Below are 18,429 nucleotides of genomic sequence, written 5' to 3' on the forward strand. Positions count from 1 at the left end.
CGCCACGACCCGCCCCACCCCTCGCTCCACCGTCGACCGCTCGGTGCATCGTCGACACCACCATGTGGCCCGTCCGGTTCTCCGGACGGGCCACGGGCATGCTCGCCGTCAGGTCGGGTCGCCGATGCGGCGCAGTGCGTCGATGACCTGGGTCCAGAAGCGGTCGTGGTCGAGCGTGACGGCGACCTGGGTGCGGCACTCGGCCGGCTCGTCACCGCGCAGGTCGACGACGGTCATGCCGGTCGTGAGGGTGCCGGTGAGCTCGACGTCGACGGGCGCGCGGCGCGTCGTCATGACCGACGGGTCGGCCACGTAGGCGACGGCGCACGGGTCGTGGACCGGTGGGTGCGGGAAGGACTGGGTCGCGCTGTAGGTGCCGCCGTAGAAGTCGAGCAGCTCGCCGACGAAGCGTGCCGGCGCGGTGCCGAGGCCGGCGATGCGGTCGCGGACGTCGGAGGTCGCGACGGCCTGGTGGGTGAGGTCGAGGCCGACCATCGTCACCGGCCACGCCTCGTTGAGCACGACGTGCGCGGCCTCCGGGTCGGCGAGGACGTTGAACTCTGCCGTGGGAGTGCGGTTCCCGCCGTGGAACGCGCCGCCCATCATCACGACCTCACGGACGCGCGGCACGATGCGCGGCTCCTTGCGCGCCGCCGTCGCGATGTTGGTCAGCGGACCCACGGGCACGAGCGTGATCTCGCCGGGCTCCGCCGCGAGGACCGTCTCGATGATCAGGTCCACGGCGTGCCGCGGGTCGACGGCGCGGCGCGGGGCGGGCAGGACCGGCCCGTCCATGCCCGAGTCGCCGTGGATGTCCGGCGCGACGATCCGCGGCCGGACGAGCGGGCGGTCGCAGCCCGCGGCGATCGGCACGTGGATCCCCGCGGCCTCTGCGACGGACAGCGCGTTGCGCGTCACCTTCTCGAGCGTCTGGTTGCCCGCGACGGTCGTCACGGCGACGAGGTCGATCGCGGGGGAGCCGTGGGCGAGGAGCATCGCCACGGCGTCGTCGTGGCCCGGGTCGCAGTCGAGGACGATCTTCCGCGGGTGCATGGGCTCGGGGGTCACGCGCCCATCCTCGCGCGGTGCTGCACGCGCGGCACGTGGCGGACGTCGCGGTGCGCTCTGCCCGGCTCGTGCCCGACGTCGCGTGGTGCGCTTCGCGTCGGACGGGCCCGGGCGGCTAGGCTGTGCTGCGGCCCCGCCCCCCGGGGCTTCGCGCCTGTAGCTCAGGGGATAGAGCACCGCTCTCCTAAAGCGGGTGTCGCCAGTTCGAATCTGGCCAGGCGCACAGCGTGGATCTCTCCACGGTAGTGCTCGTCCCAGGTGTGTCGGTGGCGAGGCGCAGGAGGCGGCGAGGCGTCGTCCTCCTGGTGAGCGTGCGGTCGGCAGGCCGACTCGCGCGGCGGTTCGTCCGTCGCGTGACGTGAGAAGACTGCGGTAGAGCCCGCCGTCACGGCCCGGTCGAGGGGCGACCCTCGCTGCCGGTGTGCGGCTGCGTGCCTGCGGGGTACCCGTTGGCGGGAGCCTGGAGGCGGCTCCTGGCGCCACGGCGCTCGACCTGCCCGCCGGGCGGGTCGCGACCCGGCCTGCTGCGTCACGGTCGGTGTGAGAATGGAACGAAGGAGGAGATGTGGCTCGAGCAGGCCAGCGGCGGACCGGTCGCGCGCGCCCTGACCCCGGCGCCCAGCGCCGCCGCGCCCCACGACCCTCCGAGAAGGGGATCATCCCGGTGCTCGCGGGCATCGCCCGTGAGCTCGACGGCGCGGTCCGGCGGCCGCCGACGCGTCCGGCGGTGCGCACGAAGTTCCAGGTCGTGGCGCTGCTCGTGCGCGAGGAGCGCGCCCGGGTGATGGCCGACGGCTCTCTGACCGCGGGCAAGCGGGACCAGGAGCTCAAGCGGCTCGACGGCGTCGCGACGCTGCTCGCCAAGATCGCCGTCCGGGACACCACGCTGCTGACCCTGCTCGGCGAGGACGCCCGGGTCTCCGACGCGGCACGCGAGTACAAGGCGACGGTGATGCGCGCCGGCGGGCTGGAGCCGCCCGAGGAGCCCGCACCGAACACGTCCGCCGCGCCGGGTTCGCCGGGGGCGGCGTCGTCGGCCTCGCCGACCTCTCCGGCTGCGCCCGCACCCGCCGAGAAGCGGGTCGTGCCCCGGTCGGTGATCTCGCGCCAGCTGGCCAACCCGTTCCTCGCCCCGGACTTCGAGGCCGCCGCCGAGCGGACGGCTGCTCGTGCGCGCCGGCTCGCCGGCTGGGAGCTGCTCGAGCCGCTCTTCCGGTCCTTCGAGCAGGCCGGCCCCGGCGCTCCTGCGTGCATGGCGCTGCCCGAGGCCCGCTCGACGTCCGCGTCCTTCGGCCGTGAGCTCATGCCGCACCAGGCCCAGGTCGTCGCGGCGACCGCCCGCGGCCACCGCACCTTCCTCCTGGCCGACGAGCCCGGGCTCGGCAAGACCGCCCAGGCGCTGCTCGCCGCCCAGGCGGCGGACGCGTTCCCGCTGCTCGTCGTGGTTCCCAACGTCGTCAAGACGAACTGGGCGCACGAGGTCGGGATGTGGACGCCGCTGCGCAACGCCACGGTCGTCCACGGCGACGGCGACAAGGTCGACGCGTTCGCGGACGTCGTCATCGTGAACTACGAGCTCCTGGACCGGCACGTCGGCTGGCTCGGCGACCTCGGCTTCCGCGGCATGGTCGTCGACGAGGCGCACTTCATCAAGAACAAGGGATCGCAACGGTCCCAGCACGTCCTCGCGCTTTCCGAGCGGATCCGGACCCGCACCGCGCGGCCGCTCCTCATGGCGCTCACCGGCACCCCGCTCATCAACGACATCGAGGATTTCCGGGCGATCTGGCAGTTCCTCGGCTGGATCGACGACACGAAGCCGGTCGGCAAGCTGATGACCGCCCTGGAGGACACCGGCCTGACCCCCGCGGACCGGGGCTTCTACGCCGCCGCCCGGGCCGCCGTGATCGACCGGGGCATCGTGCGACGCCGCAAGGCCGACGTGGTGGCCGACATCCCAGCCCGCCGGGTGGCGGACCTGCCGGTGGAGCTCGACGGCGCGGCCGGCCGCTCGATCCGCGCCGCCGAGACGGCGCTCGCGCGCCGGCTGGCCGACCGCTACCGCTCCGCCGAGGCGGCGCGCGCCGGCTCCGACGCCGCAGTCACGGTGGGTGGCGAGGTCGATCTCGACCTCGCGCGCCGGGTGGCGGCCGCGGAGCTCAAGGACTCGAGCTCGAAGGCCCGCGGCGAGAACGTGTTCACGATGGTCCGCCGGATCGGCCAGGCCAAGGCCGGGCCGGCCGCCGACTACGCCGCGCAGCTCGCGCGCAACGTCGGCAAGGTCGTGTTCTTCGCCAAGCACGTCGACGTCATGGACGAGGCCGAGCAGACCTTCGCCCAGCGAGGCATCCGCTACGCCTCGATCCGCGGCGACCAGACGCCGAAGGTGCGCGAGAAGAACATCGACGCGTTCGTGAACGATCCCGACGTGTCGATCGTGGTGTGCTCCCTGACGGCCGCCGGTGTGGGGCTGAACCTCCAGGTCGCCTCCAACCTCGTGCTGGCCGAGCTGTCCTGGACCGACGCCGAGCAGACCCAGGCCATCGACCGCGTCCACCGGATCGGCCAGGACGAGCCCGTCACGGCCTGGCGGATCATCGCGGCCCAGACCATCGACGCCAGCATCGCCGAGCTCATCGACAGCAAGTCGGGGCTGGCCGCCCGGGCGCTGGACGGGGCGTCGGACGACGACTCCACGTCGGCCAAGGACGTGCAGCTCGAGGCGCTGGTCGGGCTGCTCACCGACGCGCTCGGCGCCGACAGCGTGGTGTGAGCCACCAGTCGTTTCCCGCTGGACCATAGAGGCACGGTTGCTCCTGGGGACTCGACCGTCTCCTGTATTGACTCCACTTGGCGGCCACAGCGTTGCCCCTTCGATGCGATGATCCGTACATGCAACCGGTGACGCTGCGGTTTCTGGCGGTCAACGCGGAGTTCTACTCTGAGCCTTCGGAGACGATGGGCCCGACACCTCTCGCCGTGACATGCACTCTCGAAGAATCCTTCTCCGTTGTGGTCAAACGAGCAGGAATCAACGCGGCGGAGAGCCGGCTGTGGACCCAGTACATGAGCTCAAGCGACATGTCGTTGTGGGTCCTGCCCAGCGACCACGCGCGCTATGCGAGCCGCCTGCGCACGGATTCTGTAGGCACCTGCCTCCTGCATCCGGATCTCAAGGTGAGCGATGTCGTCGCCTACTTTGGCACCCGCGCGACCGATCAAACAGATATCGCCGTCTATCCCGCCGCGGGCGTTGGAGGCGGCCCGCTCGGCGTTTTCGTCGAACTCGGTGGGGTCGCGCACGAGTACTTCAGCGAGCGAACTGCATGGGCCGTCGCCAATGACCTGCTGACGCTCTATGGCGGCGCTGGCATTCTGCTCGGCATCCAGCGCCGGCTCGTCAGGAGACGGCTTCGACGGCTTCATCGCGACGGTCGTGCATGGCTCCACCAGGGGCAGGTTACTAGGCGGGTCTCGCGGTTGATAGCGAGCAAGGGCGCCTGGAAGTGCAATGACCTTGCAAGACTGCTTGGTCTCGATCATCTCTCGACAGGTCGACTTCTCGAACGGCGCGGCTATGTGCTGAGTGGCGATGACCTCACAACTTGGACCCGGTGACGGACTGGCCGTCGACGACGTCCCTGTCGCCACCGGCCATTGCGCCGAAGCGTCAACTGGGCGCTACGTCGATGTGCCCACCGTACAAGGTGTGGATCGGCGCTCGGCCCCATGCGTTTCGGCCGGGGCGCGGCCTTCGACACTTGCTGAACCGATTGATCCGACGTCGGCCTCCGCGTGCCCACCGATCCTGGCCTACGCTCGCATGACGACCGCGAGAGGAGCGAACCATGGGATTCCTGAACAAGGTGATGAAGAGCGGTGTCGCGCTCAAGGCGGCGCAGGTCGCTCAGCGGGAGATGGCGAAGCCGGAGAACCAGCGCAAGGCCCGGGAGATGCTGGCGAAGGTGACGAAGCGCGGCGATTCCAGCGGGCCGTCACGTCGGCCCTGAGGCCACGGCCGGTCCGTCGGTGGTCCGTCGTATCGTGAGGCACGTCACGACGTCGAGACGAAGGACGTGCCATGACCGACCCCTCCTGGGAACCGCCGCTCGCCGGCACCGACGTCGAGCACCTGGTCGGGACCCTCGAACGGCTCCGTGCCACGTTCCGCTGGAAGGCCGACGGGCTCGACGTGGAACAGCTCCGAGCCCGCGCGGTCCCGACGTCCGAGCTGACGGTCGGCGGCCTGCTCAAGCACCTCGCCGTGTGCGAGGACGACGTGTTCTGCTGGCGGATGTCGGGCCGGCCGCCCGTCACGTTCCTGTCGGTACCCGAGGAGGACGTCGCACGCTGGCAGTTCACCGTCGACCCCGACGAGACGGCCGAGCAGGTGTACGGGCTGTGGGAGGCCGCCGTCGGGCGCTCGCGCGTCCGGCTGCGCGAGCTCGTGGCCGACGGCGGGCTGGACCAGCCGGGGCATCTCGAGTTCGGCGACGCCCGTCCCACGGTGCGGCGCCACCTGCACGACATGATCGAGGAGTACGGGCGGCACACCGGTCACATGGATCTGCTCCGCGAGGCGATCGACGGCCGCGTCGGCGAGGACCCGCCGCCCGGCTGGCCGATGCTCCCTCCCGACGATCGCGAGACGTGAGCCGGAGCCGCTGTCGTCAGCCGACGACCCGCACTGCGACCACATTGCACTGCACGGGGAACGACTCCGCGCAACCGTCGCCGACCCACACCTCGACCTCGTCTCCCGACGCGAGACCGGCGGACTCGAGCGGACAAGGGGGGAGACGCGTCGTCGGGTCATGAGGACATGCTCCTCGACGCCGAAAGTCCGCGGAAGGGCTACACGCCGGGCGTTCCCGGCGTCGACGACGGCACCGGGGCAGGCTCAGCCGAGTCGCCACCGGCACCCGTGCCCGTCTCGCCGGAGCCGGTGCCCTCGCCATCCGTCCCTCCCGTCTCGCCGGTCTCACCGCCGGGCGTGACCGGCTCCGTGGGTTCCGGCGTCGGGGTGGTCGGGTCGGTCGGCTCGACCGACGGGGTGTCCGTCGGCCCTTCGGTGGGCTCCGGGGTCGGCGCCTCGGTGGTGGTGTCGTCGGTGGGCGCGGCCGGGTCGGGGGTCGGCGTCGTGGTGCCGCCGTCGGGCAGCTCCTGCGACGGCGTGACGTTGCCCGTCCCTGTGCCGTCGTCCTCCGTGGTGGTCGTGCGGCTGATCGACGTCCCCGACCCCTCCTGCCCGCGCACCGCGTCGGAGATCGGCTTGCCGATCACGAGCTCGGCGACGAGCACGACGCCCATGACGACGACGAACAGCGCCGCGGCGGAGACCACGAGCACCTTGCCCGTCCCGTAGCGGTCGATGAGGCGGAACCACGGGCCGGGGCGCGCGGCGTCGTCGGCCGGCACCGCGTCGTCCGCGGTGAGGGGCAGCGCGCCCGTCGCCCCGGTGACCGGGGCGGTCCCGCCGTCGTCGGCCGGGACGCTCCCGCGCGGCACGGCGGTCGCCGCCGTGTCGTCCGCGTCGGTCCACGGCCGGGGGAGCGGCTGCGTGTCGTCGCCGCGCGGGACCGCAGGCAGCCTCGCCGTCCCACCACGGGCCCGGGGCGCGAGGTGGCTCACGACGGGCTTGAGCTGCTGGCCGGTCCTCTGGATCGAGCGCGTGTACGCGTAGTTCGCCACGACGGTGAGCACGCTCGCCGCACCGGCTCCGATGATCGTCCCCGCGATGCCGAAGTACGAGAGCAGCACCGTCGAGCTCACGGCGGCGAGCGCGCTCGCGATCACCTGCGTGAGCGAGAGCTTCGGCGCCTCGGGAGCCTTCTCGTCGGGCGCCGCGGGCGCACCGTCGGGCACGCCCGGCGAGGAGCGGGTGCTGGGGGAGGTCGTCACGTCGTCTGTCGTCCGCGTCTTTCGAGTCGGGTAGCTGGTCCCGCCCGCTCTCCTCCGGCCGGCGCGTGCGCCGGGCGCTCCGCGGTCCGGCGTCGGATGCGGGCGTCCTTCCACCCTAGTCAGGTGGTGTGGGCACGCCTGCGGGCGGAGGTGACCGCGACGTGACGGAAGGGGGAGATCGTGTGACGGCGGCCTGTGACCAACGTCCCTAAACCTAGACGCTTGTTCAGGTTTATGGTGGAGGAGCCGGGCGGTCCCCGAATCGTCCCCTCGGTGGGCCGCCCGGCGACAGCAGCACAGCCAGTGGAGAGGAGTGGCCATGAAGGCCGTCCAGTACCGAGAGATCGGCGCGCGACCCGAGGTCGTGGAGATCGACACCCCCGAGCCGAAGCCGGGGGAGGTGCTGCTCAAGGTCTCCGCCGCAGGCCTGTGCCACTCCGACGTCTTCGTCATGGAGCAGCCCGCGGACCAGTACGCCTACGGGCTGCCGCTGACGCTGGGGCACGAAGGCGTCGGCGTCGTCGAGGCGGTCGGCGCGGGCGTCGACCCGGGCCTCGTCGGGACCGCGGCCGCGGTCTACGGGCCGTGGGGCTGCGGCGTCTGCCAGCGGTGCGCCGCCGGCCAGGAGAACTACTGCCTGCGCGCCGCCGAGCTCGGCATCGCCCCGCCCGGACTCGGTGCCCCGGGCGCGATGGCGGAGTACATGATCGTCGACTCGCCCCGCCACCTCGTGCCGATCGGCGACCTCGACCCCGTCCAGGCCGCACCGCTCACCGATGCGGGCCTCACGCCCTACCACGCGATCAAGCGCTCGCTGCCGAAGCTCACCGCCGGCACGACGGCGGTCGTGCTCGGCGTCGGCGGCCTCGGCCACGTCGGGGTGCAGATCCTCAAGGCGCTCAGCGGCGCCCAGGTCGTGGCGCTCGACGTGAACGACGAGAAGCTCGCCCTCGCGCGCGAGGTCGGCGCCGACCACGCCCTGCTGTCGGACGACGCGGCAATCGAGGCCGTTCAGGACCTCACGGGCGGCCGCGGCGCCGACCTCGTCGTCGACTTCGCCGGCGTCCAGCCGACGATCGACCTCGGCCAGAAGCTGCTCGGCGTGGGCGGGGACTTCACGCTCGTCGGGATCGGGCACGGTTCCCCGGCGGCGAAGGTGGGGTTCTTCCAGTCCCCGTACGAGGCGTCGTTCCTGGTGCCGTACTGGGGCTACCGGCGGGAGCTCTTCGAGGTCCTGCAGCTTGCCCAGCAGGGACGTCTCACCGTCCACACGGAGGTCTTCGACGTCGACGACGCCCCGGCGGCGTACGGCCGGCTGTGGGACGGAACGCTGCGCGGACGTGCCGTCGTGCGGTTCTGACCGGGGCTTTAGGGCGCCGGACATGGACGGTCGTCCAGATGTCTTCTGAGCCATACGGGGTGATTCGCGGCGCAGCCCGAGACCTCACCCGGGGGCGAGTTGACGCGCTCGCATGAAGCGTGCAAACTAGTGCCCGACGGAGCGCATCGCCTGCCCCCTGCGCGGTGCGCTCCGTTTTCTACGTCCCGGCCTCCGAGCCGGAGGGCAGAGCCCCGGACCGATGGTCCGGGGCTCTTTGCATTTCCTCGAGAGAACACCGTCCTCGCCATTTCCCAGCACTTCTCCAGGAAGTCGCCCGGACAACCGTCCTGGTCCACGCGGGGCGGTCATTCGTCCTCGTCGCGGTGCCGCGACCGGTGGCGCTGCGCGCCGAGGCCGCGCGCCCGGAGGAACCTTCTCCGGCGTGCCTCGACCGGGCGCCGCGTCGGCACGGTTAGCGTCAGAGGGTGAATGCCGCAGCCCGCACCAGCTCAGCCGCCCGGAGCGTGGCCGATCCTGCTCGGCTGCCCACCGACCCCGACGGCACGCCGCCGGACGTTGACGACGAGGCGACGCCACCGCGGCCGGTCCTCGTGCGCCCGCCCACCACCGCCGACCTCGTCGACGAGGCCGTCGCGCGATGGCGGGCCGGCCTCGTCGAGCTCGCCGGGGGGTCCTCGCTCGCCGACATCTCGCTCCTCGGCGACGCCGTCGTCGACCTCACCGCCGCCCACCCGTCCGGCGTCGCGCAGCTCTTCGCCGGCCGACCGACCCGGCTGTCCAACCTCTTCCGGGAGGGCGGCTCGCTCCCCGCGGCGCGCCGTCGCGCCCGCGCCGTCGTGGTCCGCGCCGCCGAGCACGCCCAGCGCTACGGCGTCGCACCCACGTACCTCGCGATCGGCGTCGCCACCTGGACCGAGAGCGAGCCGTCGCCCTCCCGGCCCGCCGACGACGTCGGCGCGCTCGCGCGCGTCGCCGGGCGCGCGTCGAGGCCTGCCGCGGCGACCATCGAGGTCGCGCCGCCCCCGGGGCACGTGACCGACACCTCGACCGACACCGCGCCCGGGGACGGGATCGACCCCGGCGACCCGACCGTCAGCGCGCCCGACGACGTCGACGTCACCGTGACCGCCGACGCGTCCGACGACGGGCCCCCCTCTGTCCAGGCGCAGGGCGAGGACCCGGACGCGGAGCGGGCAGCGGACGGGGCGACGGGTCCGGACGCGTCGACCGAGGACCCCGCCGACGCGGGGGTGCGCACCGTGCGGGCACCCGTGCTCCTGCGCCCGCTGACCGTCACGCCGCGCGGCGACGGCGAGACGGACTACGAGCTCACGCTCGAGCCGACCGCCGAGATCAACCCGCTCCTCGCCCGCACTCTGCGCGCGCACGGAGCACTGCTCGACCCGGTGACGCTCGCACGCAGCACCTTCACCGGCGCCGGGTTCGACCCCGGCGACGCGACGGACCGCATCGCGGCGCTCGGCCGCGCCGTCCTGGGCGACTTCGGCCTCACGCACCGGGTGCTCGCCGGCACGTTCGTGCACCCCGGCCAGGTCCTCGTCGACGACCTCGACGAGCTCGTGGCCGGCCTCGAACGGCACGAGATCGTCGCCGCGCTCGCGGGGGACGAGGACGTCGCCGCGACCGTGCGGCGCGAGCTGCCCCGCCCGCGCGTCGGCGACGCGGACCCCGAGCTCGAGCGCGGGGTGGGCGACCTCGACCCGTCCCAGCGCCACGTCGTCGACGCGCTCGCGAGCGGGTCCCACCTGTTCGTCGACGCGCCCGCCGGGTCCGACGTCGCCGGGACGCTCGCCGCCGTCGTCGCCGAGGCCGCGGCGAGCGGCCGCCAGGTCCTGTACGTCCCGGGGCACCGGCGTGCCGCGGACGCGCTCGTCGCGCGCCTCGAGAGCCTCGGGCTTGGCGGGCTCGTGCTCGACGTCGCGCCCGACCCCACGTGGCGCGCCACGGTCTCGCACCGCCTGCTGTCCGCGATGGCGACCGAGCCGGAGCCCGCGGACGACGACGCGGTCGAGCGCACGCGCGACGCCCTGCTCGGCTCCCGCGCCCGGCTCGCCGGGTACATCGAGGCGCTGCACCTCGTCCGCGAGCCGTGGAACGTCTCGGCCTACGACGCGCTGCAGGCCCTCGCGCGCATCGTCGCGGAGCGGCCCGCCCCCGACACGAGGGTGCGCCTGGCCCCCGAGGTCGTGCTCGCCGTCGGGCCGCAGCGCGACCAGCTCGCCGACGACCTGCGCGACGCCGCCGAGCTGGGGGCGTTCACGACGCGCGCGACGTCGACCCCTTGGTACGGGGCGAACCTCACGACCCGGCAGGAGGCGCAGGACGTCCTCGTGCGCGTCGAGCGCGTGCGGACCCACACGCTCCCGCAGCTGCGTGCGCAGGCTGAGCGGGTCGCCGAGGTCACCGGCCTCACGCCCGCCACGACGCTGCGCCAGTGGGGCGACCAGCTCCGCATGCTGGGCGGCATGCGCGGCACGCTCGACGTCTTCCAGCCGATGATCTTCGAGCGCACCGCGCAGGACATGGTCGAGGCGACCGCGACCCGGCAGTGGCGCGACGCGCACGGCGTCGACATGGGGTGGTTCGCGCGCCGCCGGCTGCGTCGTCAGGCACGCGACATGGTCCGGCCCGGCGTGCGGGTCCCGGACCTGCACGCGGCCCTCGTCGAGGTCCAGGCGCAGCGTGCGGTCTGGCAGACGCAGGCACCAGGCGGCGGGTGGCCGCGGCTCCCGGAGGGCCTCGCGGCGATCGAGGACACGCACGAGGCCGTGCGCATCGACGTCGAGGAGATCGAGCCGATCCTCGCGGGCACCCCGCAGGGTGCCGGGCTGCTCGACCTGCCGCTCGTCGACCTCGCCGCGCGCCTCGACACGCTCGCCGAGGACACGGAGTCGCTCGACCGCCTCCCCGCCCGCACGGCCGTGCTGCGCCGGCTCTCCGCGGCCGGACTGGACGACCTCCTCGCCGATCTCGCCGAGCGCCGCGTCGAGACCGACCTCGTCGGTCCGGAGCTCGAGCTCGCATGGTGGAGCTCGGTGTTCGAGCAGGTCCTCGCGCAGGACCACGCGCTCGCCGGTCAGGACGGCGCCGGTCTCGACGCGCTCGCGCGGCGCTTCCGGGAGCTCGACCGGGCACACGTCGCGTCGCTCGCCGCCCCCGTGCGCGCCGCCGTGCGCGAGCACCTCGCCACGGCGATGCGCGAGCACCGCGACGAGGCCGAGGACCTCTTCACCGAGCTGCTCGAAGGGCGGCTCGTCAGCCTGCGCGAGACGGCCGAGAAGCACCCCGACGTGCTGCGCCGCCTGCGGCCCGTCGCCGTCGCGACGCCCACGCTCGTGCCGCACCTGCTGCCGCCCACCCGCACCGTCGACCTCGTCGTGCTCGACGCGATCGAGCACGCGCCCGTCGAGCTCGTCCTCTCGGCGCTCGCGCGCGGGCGTCAGGTCGTCGCCGTCGGCGACCCGCGGGCCTCCTCGGCGTCGACCGTCCGCGACCTCGCCGACCTGTTGCCGACCGTCACCCTCCTCGCCGACGGCTCGCGGCGGGACCCGTACGTCACGACGTTCCTCGCCGAGCACGGCTACGCCGGCGTCCTGCGCCCCGCGCCGCTGCCCCGCGCCGAGGCCCTCGTCCAGCTCGACGTCGTGGACGGTGCCGGGATGCCCGACCCGACGTCGGGAGCGGTCGAGAGCACGCAGGTCGAGGTGGACCGGGTCGTCGAGGTCGCGATCGAGCACGCGCTGACCCGCCCCGACGAATCGCTCGCGATCGTCACCGTCACGCCGCTGCACGCCGACCGCATCCGCGAGGCCCTGCTCGTCGAGGTGCGGCAGAACCCGGCGCTCGCCGGCTTCTTCGCCGCCTCGCGGCCCGAGCCCGTCGTGGTCGCCGACGTCTCGGGCGTCGCCGGGCTCGTGCGCGACACGATCGTCCTGTCCGTCGGGTTCGGGCGGACGCCGCACGGCCGCGTGCTGCACCGATTCGGCATCCTCAACACGCCTGGCAGCGAGGCGATGCTGCTCGACACCGTCGGGGCGTCGCGCCGGCGCCTCCACGTCGTGTCCTGCTTCGCCGCAGCCGACCTCGACCCGGAGCGCCTCCGCGGCGGCGGCGCGAAGCTGCTCGCCGAGGTGCTCGACCTCGCGGAGCAGCGCAGCGGCGTGGCCGACCAGGTCACGCTCGGCAACGGGGTCGACATGGGTGGCACCCCCGACCGGCTCGTGCTCGACCTCGCCGAGCGCCTCTGGCGCGCGGGGCTCGTCGTCGAGACCGACTACGGCGTCGGCGACGGCGACCGGATCCCGCTGGTCGTCGGGCACCCGGACCTGCCCGGGGAGCTGCTCGTCGCGGTCCTCACCGACGACACCGCGTACGTCGCCGAGCGCAGCGTCCGTGTGCGCGACCGCCAGACCGCCGAGCGTCTCGAACGGATCGGCTGGACCGTCGCGCAGGTGTGGTCGGCCGCTGCGTTCCTCGACCCCGCGAAGGAGGCCGAGCGCATCCGCCGCGTCGTGCAGGGCGTGCGCGACGCGCGGCTGCCGGAGACCGGGGGCGTGGCCCAGACGGGCGGTGGCGACCGGATCGTCGTCGTCCCGGTGCTCGACGACGACGCCGACCACGGCGACGACGACCTCTGACGCCCCTCGCCCGTGTCAGGGCCGGGGGTCACCGGGGTGATCTGTGTCCCTGACACGGCGCAGCATCCGCGCGGGTGTCAGGGCGAGGGGACACGGGGGTGATCTGTGTCCCTGACACGTGGGTGGCCCCGGCAGCACGTTGGTGGCGCCGGCGGACTCGGTGCGACGATGGACCCGTGACCTCCGCCCCGCACGACGACACCGCCCGGGAGCCGACGTCGGGACGTCCCGGCGCACGGCGGCCTCGCCGCGCGGTACGCCGCGGCACGGAGACGACGGCGGTCCCCGGCGTGAGCGACGACGAGCGCCCGAGCGGCTGGGGGGAGGCGGCGACGACCGGCGAGGGCGGCGGGCAGAACGACGACCGCCTGCTGCAGGACGTGCCGCCGCACTACGGGAAGCACTGACCGGGCGCTCGGCCCTGGTGGTCAGAGCCGGTCGGTGGGCCCGCCGTACGGCCCGGTCGTCGGGCCGGCGCCGGGAGCACCCGGCCCGCCCTGGCCCGGCGTCGCGGCCTGGGCGACGAGCAGGTCGCGGATCTCCTGGAGGACGCGGACGTCCTCCGCGGGGGCCTTCGGCTCGGGCTCGTCGTCGCGCTTGCGGCGTGCGGCGAGGTGGTTCATCGGCAGGACGATGACGAAGTAGATGGCGACCGCCACGAGGAGGAACTGCAGGATCGCGTTGAGGATGAGGCCCATGTTGATCGTCGCCTCGTTGACCGGGCCGATCATCCACATCTCGGAGATGTCCGGCTTGCCGAAGATCATCGCGATGAGCGGGCTGATGAGCCCGTCGACGATCGCGGTGACGATCGAGGTGAACGCCGCGCCGATGACCACGCCGACCGCCAGGTCGATCGCGTTCCCGCGCAGCACGAACTCTTTGAAACCGTTGAGCACACTCATGTGGATGGTTCCCATCATGTCGGCGGACCGCGTGGCAGCGGCGCCACGACACGTGAGGGACGATCTTCGCAACGGGCCGGACGGGAGGCAAACAGCGGTCTCGGGTTGCGGACGCTTCCGTGCTGACCTGGGACGGCGCGCTCAGGGGACGAGGACCGCCGTCACCTGGCCCCAGCCCGCGACGGCCGCGAGTCGCTCCGCCTCCTCCGGGAGCACTGCGACGAGCGTGGTCTGCTCGCCGGTCGCGGCCGGGGAGCCCAGCAGCCCGCCCGTGGCCTGCTCCTGGGTCCGACCGGGAACCACGACGGCGCCGCGCGCGAGGTAGGGGTCGGCCGATTCAGTCGGGCCGGGCTCACCGGCCACGCCGGTCAGCCCCGACGCGGAGGACGCGAGGAGCAGGTCGACGCGGTCCCCGGGCGCGAGCAGCCCGCTCACGCCCGGATCGAGCCGCACGGGCGCGACGACCGTCCCCGAGGGGGCAGCGGCGACGAGGTCGCCCGCCGCCACGAGCGACTCCTGCAGCGCGGTCCCGGGCGCGATGCGCACCGACGCCGACCGACCGACGGCGTCGTCCGGCGACCGCAGGGCCTCGGGGGCGAGGTCCACGGGCACGTCGACGACCCGGACGTCCCCCGCGGCGAGCTCGTCGCCGGCGGAGACCTCGCGCACGGTCACGACGACGGGGACGGTGGGCGGCGGCTCGGGGCGCAGCGCCGAGACGGTCGCGGTCGCGGCGACGCCGCAGCACACCGCGGCGACGACGAACCGCAGGCGCCACCACAGCACCCCGGCACGACGGCGCGCCGACCGGGCACGGGCGCGAGCGTCGTCGGGCACGGGAGCACCGCGGCGAGGGGTCGAGGACATGGCCGCGACGGTAGCGAGGACCGCGCACGACCGCCGTCGTCCCTGTGGACGACGGCGGGTGGCCGCACGGGTGGCCGAGGCGCCGGGTGCCCCGGCACGTGCCTGTGGTCGACCGTGCGCGGCAGCCTGCCGCTCGGCGGACCGGGGAGGGTCAGGAGGCGGGCGTGCTCGCGGCAGAGCTCGTCGACGACGAGGAGGAACTCGACGAGGAGGAGCCCGACGAGGAACCGTTCGAGGAGGACCCCGACGTGCTCGGGCTGCTCGCGCTGCCGCTCGACGAGCTCTTGGCGCTCGTGGACGCCGGGGCGGACTTCGCGCCCGAGCGCGAGTCGGTCCGGTAGAAGCCGGACCCCTTGAAGGTCACGCCGACCGACGAGAACACCTTGCGCAGGCGACCGGAGCACTCCGGGCAGACCGTGAGGGCGTCGTCCGTGAAGGACTGGTGGATGTCGAAGGCGTGACCGCAGGCGGTGCAGGTGTACGCGTAGGTGGGCACGGGTTCTCCTCGTTCACATGACGGCGACCCGACGGGGGCCGAGCCTCTGCCGCCAGGTCAACACTCGCTGGCACTCGAATCTTCCGAGTGCCAATCATACGCGGGTGGGCGCGGACCACGGCCGGGGTAGTCTCGCACCGTGTCTGCGCACGAACCCGTCGAGAAGCCTGCCGGTGACGACCCTGAGACCCTGACCGGCACGCGCCCGGCGCGGCGCACCGGCCGGCGGGTGCTCGTCGCCGTCGCCGCCCTGCTCGTCGTCGTGCTCGTGGCGGTGACGGTGCTCGTCGTCACGACGGTGCGACGGCCGCTCCCGCAGGCGGACGGGGAGATCACGCTCCCCGGCCTGGGCGCGGAGGTCACCGTCCTTCGCGACGCGCAGGGCGTCCCGCAGATCTACGCCGACACCCCCGAGGACCTCTTCCGCGCCCAGGGTTTCGTCCAGGCGCAGGACCGCTTCTTCGAGATGGACTACCGCCGGCACGTCACGTCCGGACGGCTCACGGAGCTCGTCGGCGACAACCCGGACGCGCTCGCGGCCGACAAGGTCACGCGGACGTTCGGGTGGCGCCAGGTCGCCGAGCAGGAGTGGGAGATCATCGCCCCGGAGACGAAGGCGTACCTCCAGGCCTACGCCGAGGGCGTCAACGCCTACCTCGAGAACCGCAGCCCGGGTGAGATCGCGCTCGAGTACACGGTGCTCGGCCTGCAGGTCGACGTCGCGGACCCCGAGCCGTGGGACCCGATCGACTCGCTCGCGTGGCTCAAGGCCATGGCGTGGGACCTGCGCGGCAACTACGACGACGAGCTCGACCGGGCCCTCGCGTACGGGACCCTGCAGGACCCTGCGCGCGTCGCCGAGCTCTTTCCGGCGTACCCGTCGGACGTCAACGCGCCGATCCTCCAGCCGGGCGAGCTCGAGAACCCGCAGCGCGTCTCCGCCGAGCTCTCGCCGGAGGCCGGGCAGACGTACTCGTCCGAGGGCCTGCAGGCCGCCGTCGCGTCGGCCGACCGCGCGCTCGCGGCCGTCCCCGTGCTCATCGGGCGCGGCGAGGGGACGGGGTCGAACTCGTGGGTGGTCTCCGGCGACCACACGGAGAGCGGGCAGCCGATCCTCGCGAACGACCCGCACCTCGGCCTCGCCGCACCCGGCATCTGGGCCCAGGTGGGCCTGCACTGCACGACGGTCGGGCCCGACTGCGCGTTCGACGTCGCGGGCTTCTCCTTCGCCGGCTTCCCGGGCGTGGTCATCGGGCACAACGCCCAGCTCGCCTGGGGGCTGACCAACATGGGCGCCGACGTCACGGACTTCTTCGTCGAGCGCGTGCGCGACGACACGTACCTGCGCGGCGACACGTGGGAGCCGCTCGACGTCCGCACCGAGACCCTCGAGGTGGCGGGCGGGGACGACGTCGAGCTCGAGATCCGCTCGACGGTCCACGGCCCGATCGTCTCGACCGTGATCCCCGCGACGGCGTCGGCGGAGGACACCCCCGCGCCCGACACGCAGCTGGGCGAGTACGCCGTCTCGCTCCAGTGGACCGCGCTCGAGCCCGGCCGCACCGCCGACGCGGTGTTCGCCTTCAACCTCGCCGCGAACGCCGAGGACATGCAGGCCGCCGCGGCCCTGTTCGAGGTGCCCGCGCAGAACATCGTCTTCGCCACCGCGGACGGCCACATCGGCTACCAGGCACCCGGGAAGATCCCGGTCCGGCAGGTCGTCCCGGACTCCGCGGTGCCGTCCGACGGCACCTGGCCCCGCGACGGGTCCGACGCGCGCTACGACTGGCAGGGCTACGTCCCGAGCGACCAGATGCCGCGCGTCGTCGACCCCGCAGAGGGCTTCGTCGTGGCCGCCAACCAGGCCGTGCTGCCCGCCGGCCTCGAACCGTTCCTCGCGACGGACTGGGACTACGGGTATCGCTCGCAGCGCATCCGCCAGCTCCTCGAGCAGGAGATCGCGGCCGGGCGGGCGTTCGACGTCGACACCATGAACGAGATCCAGGTCGACGACCGCAGCCCCTACGCCGAGGCGCTCGTCCCCATCCTGCTCGACCAGGACATCGACGACGACTTCGCCGCCCAGGGCCAGGAGCTCCTCGCCGACTGGGACTACCGGACCGACACCGACTCCGCCGCCGCGGCGTACTTCGCCGCCGTGTGGCGCAACCTGCTCGAGCTGACGTTCTGGGACGAGCTGCCCGAGTCCGCGCGACCGTCCGGTGGCAGCCGGTGGCTCGCCGTCGTGCAGCGGCTCGTCGAGAACCCCACGGACGCGTTCTGGGACGACCGGCAGACCGTGAGCGTCGTCGAGACCCGCGACGAGGTGCTCACGCAGGCCCTGATCTCGGCCCGGCTCGACCTCACCGTCGAGCAGAGCAAGCAGCCCACCGACTGGGCCTGGGGCAAGCTGCACCAGCTCGAGCTCGAGCACCCCGTCCTCGGCGGCCCGTCGATCCCGGCGCCCGTGCGCGACTACGTCAACCCCGACCCGGTGGGCATGCCGGGCGGGTCGTCCATCGTCAACGCGACGGCCTGGGACGCGGCGTCGGGCTCCTTCGAGGTGACCGCCGGGCCGTCCATGCGCATGGTCGTCGACCTCGACGACCTCGACCGCTCCACCTGGGTCACCGTGACGGGCACGTCCGGCCACCCGGCGTCGAAGCACTACGACGACCAGCTCGGCACCTGGGCTCGTGGCGAGACCTTCGCGTGGCCCTTCACCGTCGAGGCCGTCGCCGACGCCGGGAGCGACGAGCTCGTCCTCGTCCCGTAGCGCTCGCGTCCTCAGGTTGCGCCCCCTGGGGTCGCGTCCCTCGGGTCGCGTCCGCGGCGGGGTCGAGGTGTGCGCTCGGGCTGGCGCGCCGTCACCTCGACCCACCGGGTCGCCTTCTCTCGCGCGCTTCTACGCCCTTCGCACACACCTCCACCCCGCCGCTCGTCCTGCCCCTCACCGTCCGACGGCGCGGCGCCGGTCGGGTGTCATCGTCCGACGGCGCGGCGGGGATTGGTCGTGCCCGTCACCCTCCCGCGACCCGTCCGCGGCGGTTCGTGCGCGGCCCTCGTCCGACGACGGGGCCGGATCGGGTGGCGTCCCGGGGGTCGCGCGAGGTAGCACCCCGGTTCGGCGAGACAGCACCCACCGGCCCGCCGAGGTAGAACGTCCGGTCGGGGGGGGGGGGGAGAACGGGG

General features: G+C 73.6%; 13 protein-coding genes and 1 tRNA gene. 9 read left to right on the plus strand and 5 right to left on the minus strand.

The genetic code is table 11. The features are described from left to right. Positions 1-108: 108 nt before the first annotated feature. A complete protein-coding gene (gene uriH / locus AC4H2G_RS19505) occupies positions 109-1,068 on the minus strand; it encodes a uridine-preferring nucleoside hydrolase UriH (protein ID WP_494367392.1) in 960 nt (319 codons plus the stop codon). A 150-nt stretch (positions 1,069-1,218) separates the two neighbouring features. Between uriH and AC4H2G_RS19510 the strand changes: the two genes are divergently transcribed. The 5 genes from AC4H2G_RS19510 (at position 1,219) to AC4H2G_RS19530 (ending at position 5,722) form a co-directional block, all read left to right on the plus strand. Further along, a tRNA-Arg gene (locus tag AC4H2G_RS19510) sits at positions 1,219-1,291 on the plus strand. A 342-nt stretch (positions 1,292-1,633) separates the two neighbouring features. Next, positions 1,634-3,841, plus strand: a complete 2,208-nt coding sequence (locus tag AC4H2G_RS19515; protein ID WP_494367393.1) for a DEAD/DEAH box helicase — start codon at positions 1,634-1,636, stop codon at positions 3,839-3,841. A 119-nt stretch (positions 3,842-3,960) separates the two neighbouring features. Further along, the gene (locus AC4H2G_RS19520; protein ID WP_494367394.1) at positions 3,961-4,686 is read left to right on the plus strand and encodes a hypothetical protein; all 726 of its coding nucleotides are present in this window, start codon (positions 3,961-3,963) and stop codon (positions 4,684-4,686) included. A gap of 230 nt (positions 4,687-4,916) precedes the next feature. Next, complete coding sequence (locus AC4H2G_RS19525; RefSeq protein WP_494367395.1) at positions 4,917-5,078, plus strand: hypothetical protein; 162 nt, start codon at positions 4,917-4,919, stop codon at positions 5,076-5,078. Positions 5,079-5,149: 71 nt separating this feature from the next. Beyond that, complete coding sequence (locus tag AC4H2G_RS19530) at positions 5,150-5,722, plus strand: mycothiol transferase (protein WP_494367396.1); 573 nt, start codon at positions 5,150-5,152, stop codon at positions 5,720-5,722. 200 nt (positions 5,723-5,922) lie between these two features. On the opposite strand, the gene AC4H2G_RS19535 is transcribed toward AC4H2G_RS19530, so the two are convergent. Further along, the gene (locus tag AC4H2G_RS19535; protein ID WP_494367397.1) at positions 5,923-6,969 is read right to left on the minus strand and encodes a hypothetical protein; all 1,047 of its coding nucleotides are present in this window, start codon (positions 6,967-6,969) and stop codon (positions 5,923-5,925) included. Positions 6,970-7,288: 319 nt separating this feature from the next. Here AC4H2G_RS19535 and AC4H2G_RS19540 point away from each other — a divergent pair, with 319 nt between their 5' ends. The 3 genes from AC4H2G_RS19540 (at position 7,289) to AC4H2G_RS19550 (ending at position 13,376) form a co-directional block, all read left to right on the plus strand. Continuing rightward, complete coding sequence (locus tag AC4H2G_RS19540) at positions 7,289-8,329, plus strand: NAD(P)-dependent alcohol dehydrogenase (RefSeq protein WP_494367398.1); 1,041 nt, start codon at positions 7,289-7,291, stop codon at positions 8,327-8,329. Between the two features lie 446 nt (positions 8,330-8,775). Beyond that, positions 8,776-12,969, plus strand: a complete 4,194-nt coding sequence (locus AC4H2G_RS19545) for a PDDEXK-like endonuclease domain-containing protein (protein WP_494367399.1) — start codon at positions 8,776-8,778, stop codon at positions 12,967-12,969. Between the two features lie 176 nt (positions 12,970-13,145). Then, positions 13,146-13,376 carry a hypothetical protein gene (locus tag AC4H2G_RS19550; RefSeq protein ID WP_494367400.1) on the plus strand — a complete coding sequence of 77 codons (231 nt, stop codon included), beginning with the start codon at positions 13,146-13,148 and terminating at the stop codon, positions 13,374-13,376. Positions 13,377-13,397: 21 nt separating this feature from the next. On the opposite strand, the gene mscL is transcribed toward AC4H2G_RS19550, so the two are convergent. The 3 genes from mscL to AC4H2G_RS19565 all read right to left on the minus strand — a co-directional run bounded on the left by mscL (position 13,398) and on the right by AC4H2G_RS19565 (position 15,237). Next, positions 13,398-13,874: a large conductance mechanosensitive channel protein MscL gene (gene mscL / locus AC4H2G_RS19555; RefSeq protein ID WP_494367401.1), complete on the minus strand. Its 477-nt coding sequence runs from the start codon at positions 13,872-13,874 to the stop codon at positions 13,398-13,400. Positions 13,875-14,015: 141 nt separating this feature from the next. After that, complete coding sequence (locus AC4H2G_RS19560; RefSeq protein WP_494367402.1) at positions 14,016-14,741, minus strand: RcpC/CpaB family pilus assembly protein; 726 nt, start codon at positions 14,739-14,741, stop codon at positions 14,016-14,018. Between the two features lie 151 nt (positions 14,742-14,892). Beyond that, positions 14,893-15,237, minus strand: coding sequence for an FmdB family zinc ribbon protein (locus AC4H2G_RS19565; RefSeq protein WP_494367403.1), 345 nt, complete (start codon positions 15,235-15,237; stop codon positions 14,893-14,895). 229 nt (positions 15,238-15,466) lie between these two features. Between AC4H2G_RS19565 and AC4H2G_RS19570 the strand changes: the two genes are divergently transcribed. Further along, the gene (locus AC4H2G_RS19570) at positions 15,467-18,013 is read left to right on the plus strand and encodes a penicillin acylase family protein (protein ID WP_494367409.1); all 2,547 of its coding nucleotides are present in this window, start codon (positions 15,467-15,469) and stop codon (positions 18,011-18,013) included. Positions 18,014-18,429 lie beyond the last annotated feature (416 nt).

Source organism: Cellulosimicrobium sp. BMG9.23, from assembly GCF_059159985.1.

Bases quoted from the DNA above. Each gene is read 5' to 3' on its own strand.
- mscL (WP_494367401.1), bottom strand. From the start codon at position 13,874: ATGAGTGTGCTCAACGGTTTCAAAGAGTTCGTGCTGCGCGGGAACGCG.
- AC4H2G_RS19520 (WP_494367394.1), top strand. From the start codon at position 3,961: ATGCAACCGGTGACGCTGCGGTTTCTGGCGGTCAACGCGGAGTTCTAC.
- AC4H2G_RS19530 (WP_494367396.1), top strand. From the start codon at position 5,150: ATGACCGACCCCTCCTGGGAACCGCCGCTCGCCGGCACCGACGTCGAG.
- AC4H2G_RS19540 (WP_494367398.1), top strand. From the start codon at position 7,289: ATGAAGGCCGTCCAGTACCGAGAGATCGGCGCGCGACCCGAGGTCGTG.
- AC4H2G_RS19560 (WP_494367402.1), bottom strand. From the start codon at position 14,741: ATGTCCTCGACCCCTCGCCGCGGTGCTCCCGTGCCCGACGACGCTCGC.
- AC4H2G_RS19525 (WP_494367395.1), top strand. From the start codon at position 4,917: ATGGGATTCCTGAACAAGGTGATGAAGAGCGGTGTCGCGCTCAAGGCG.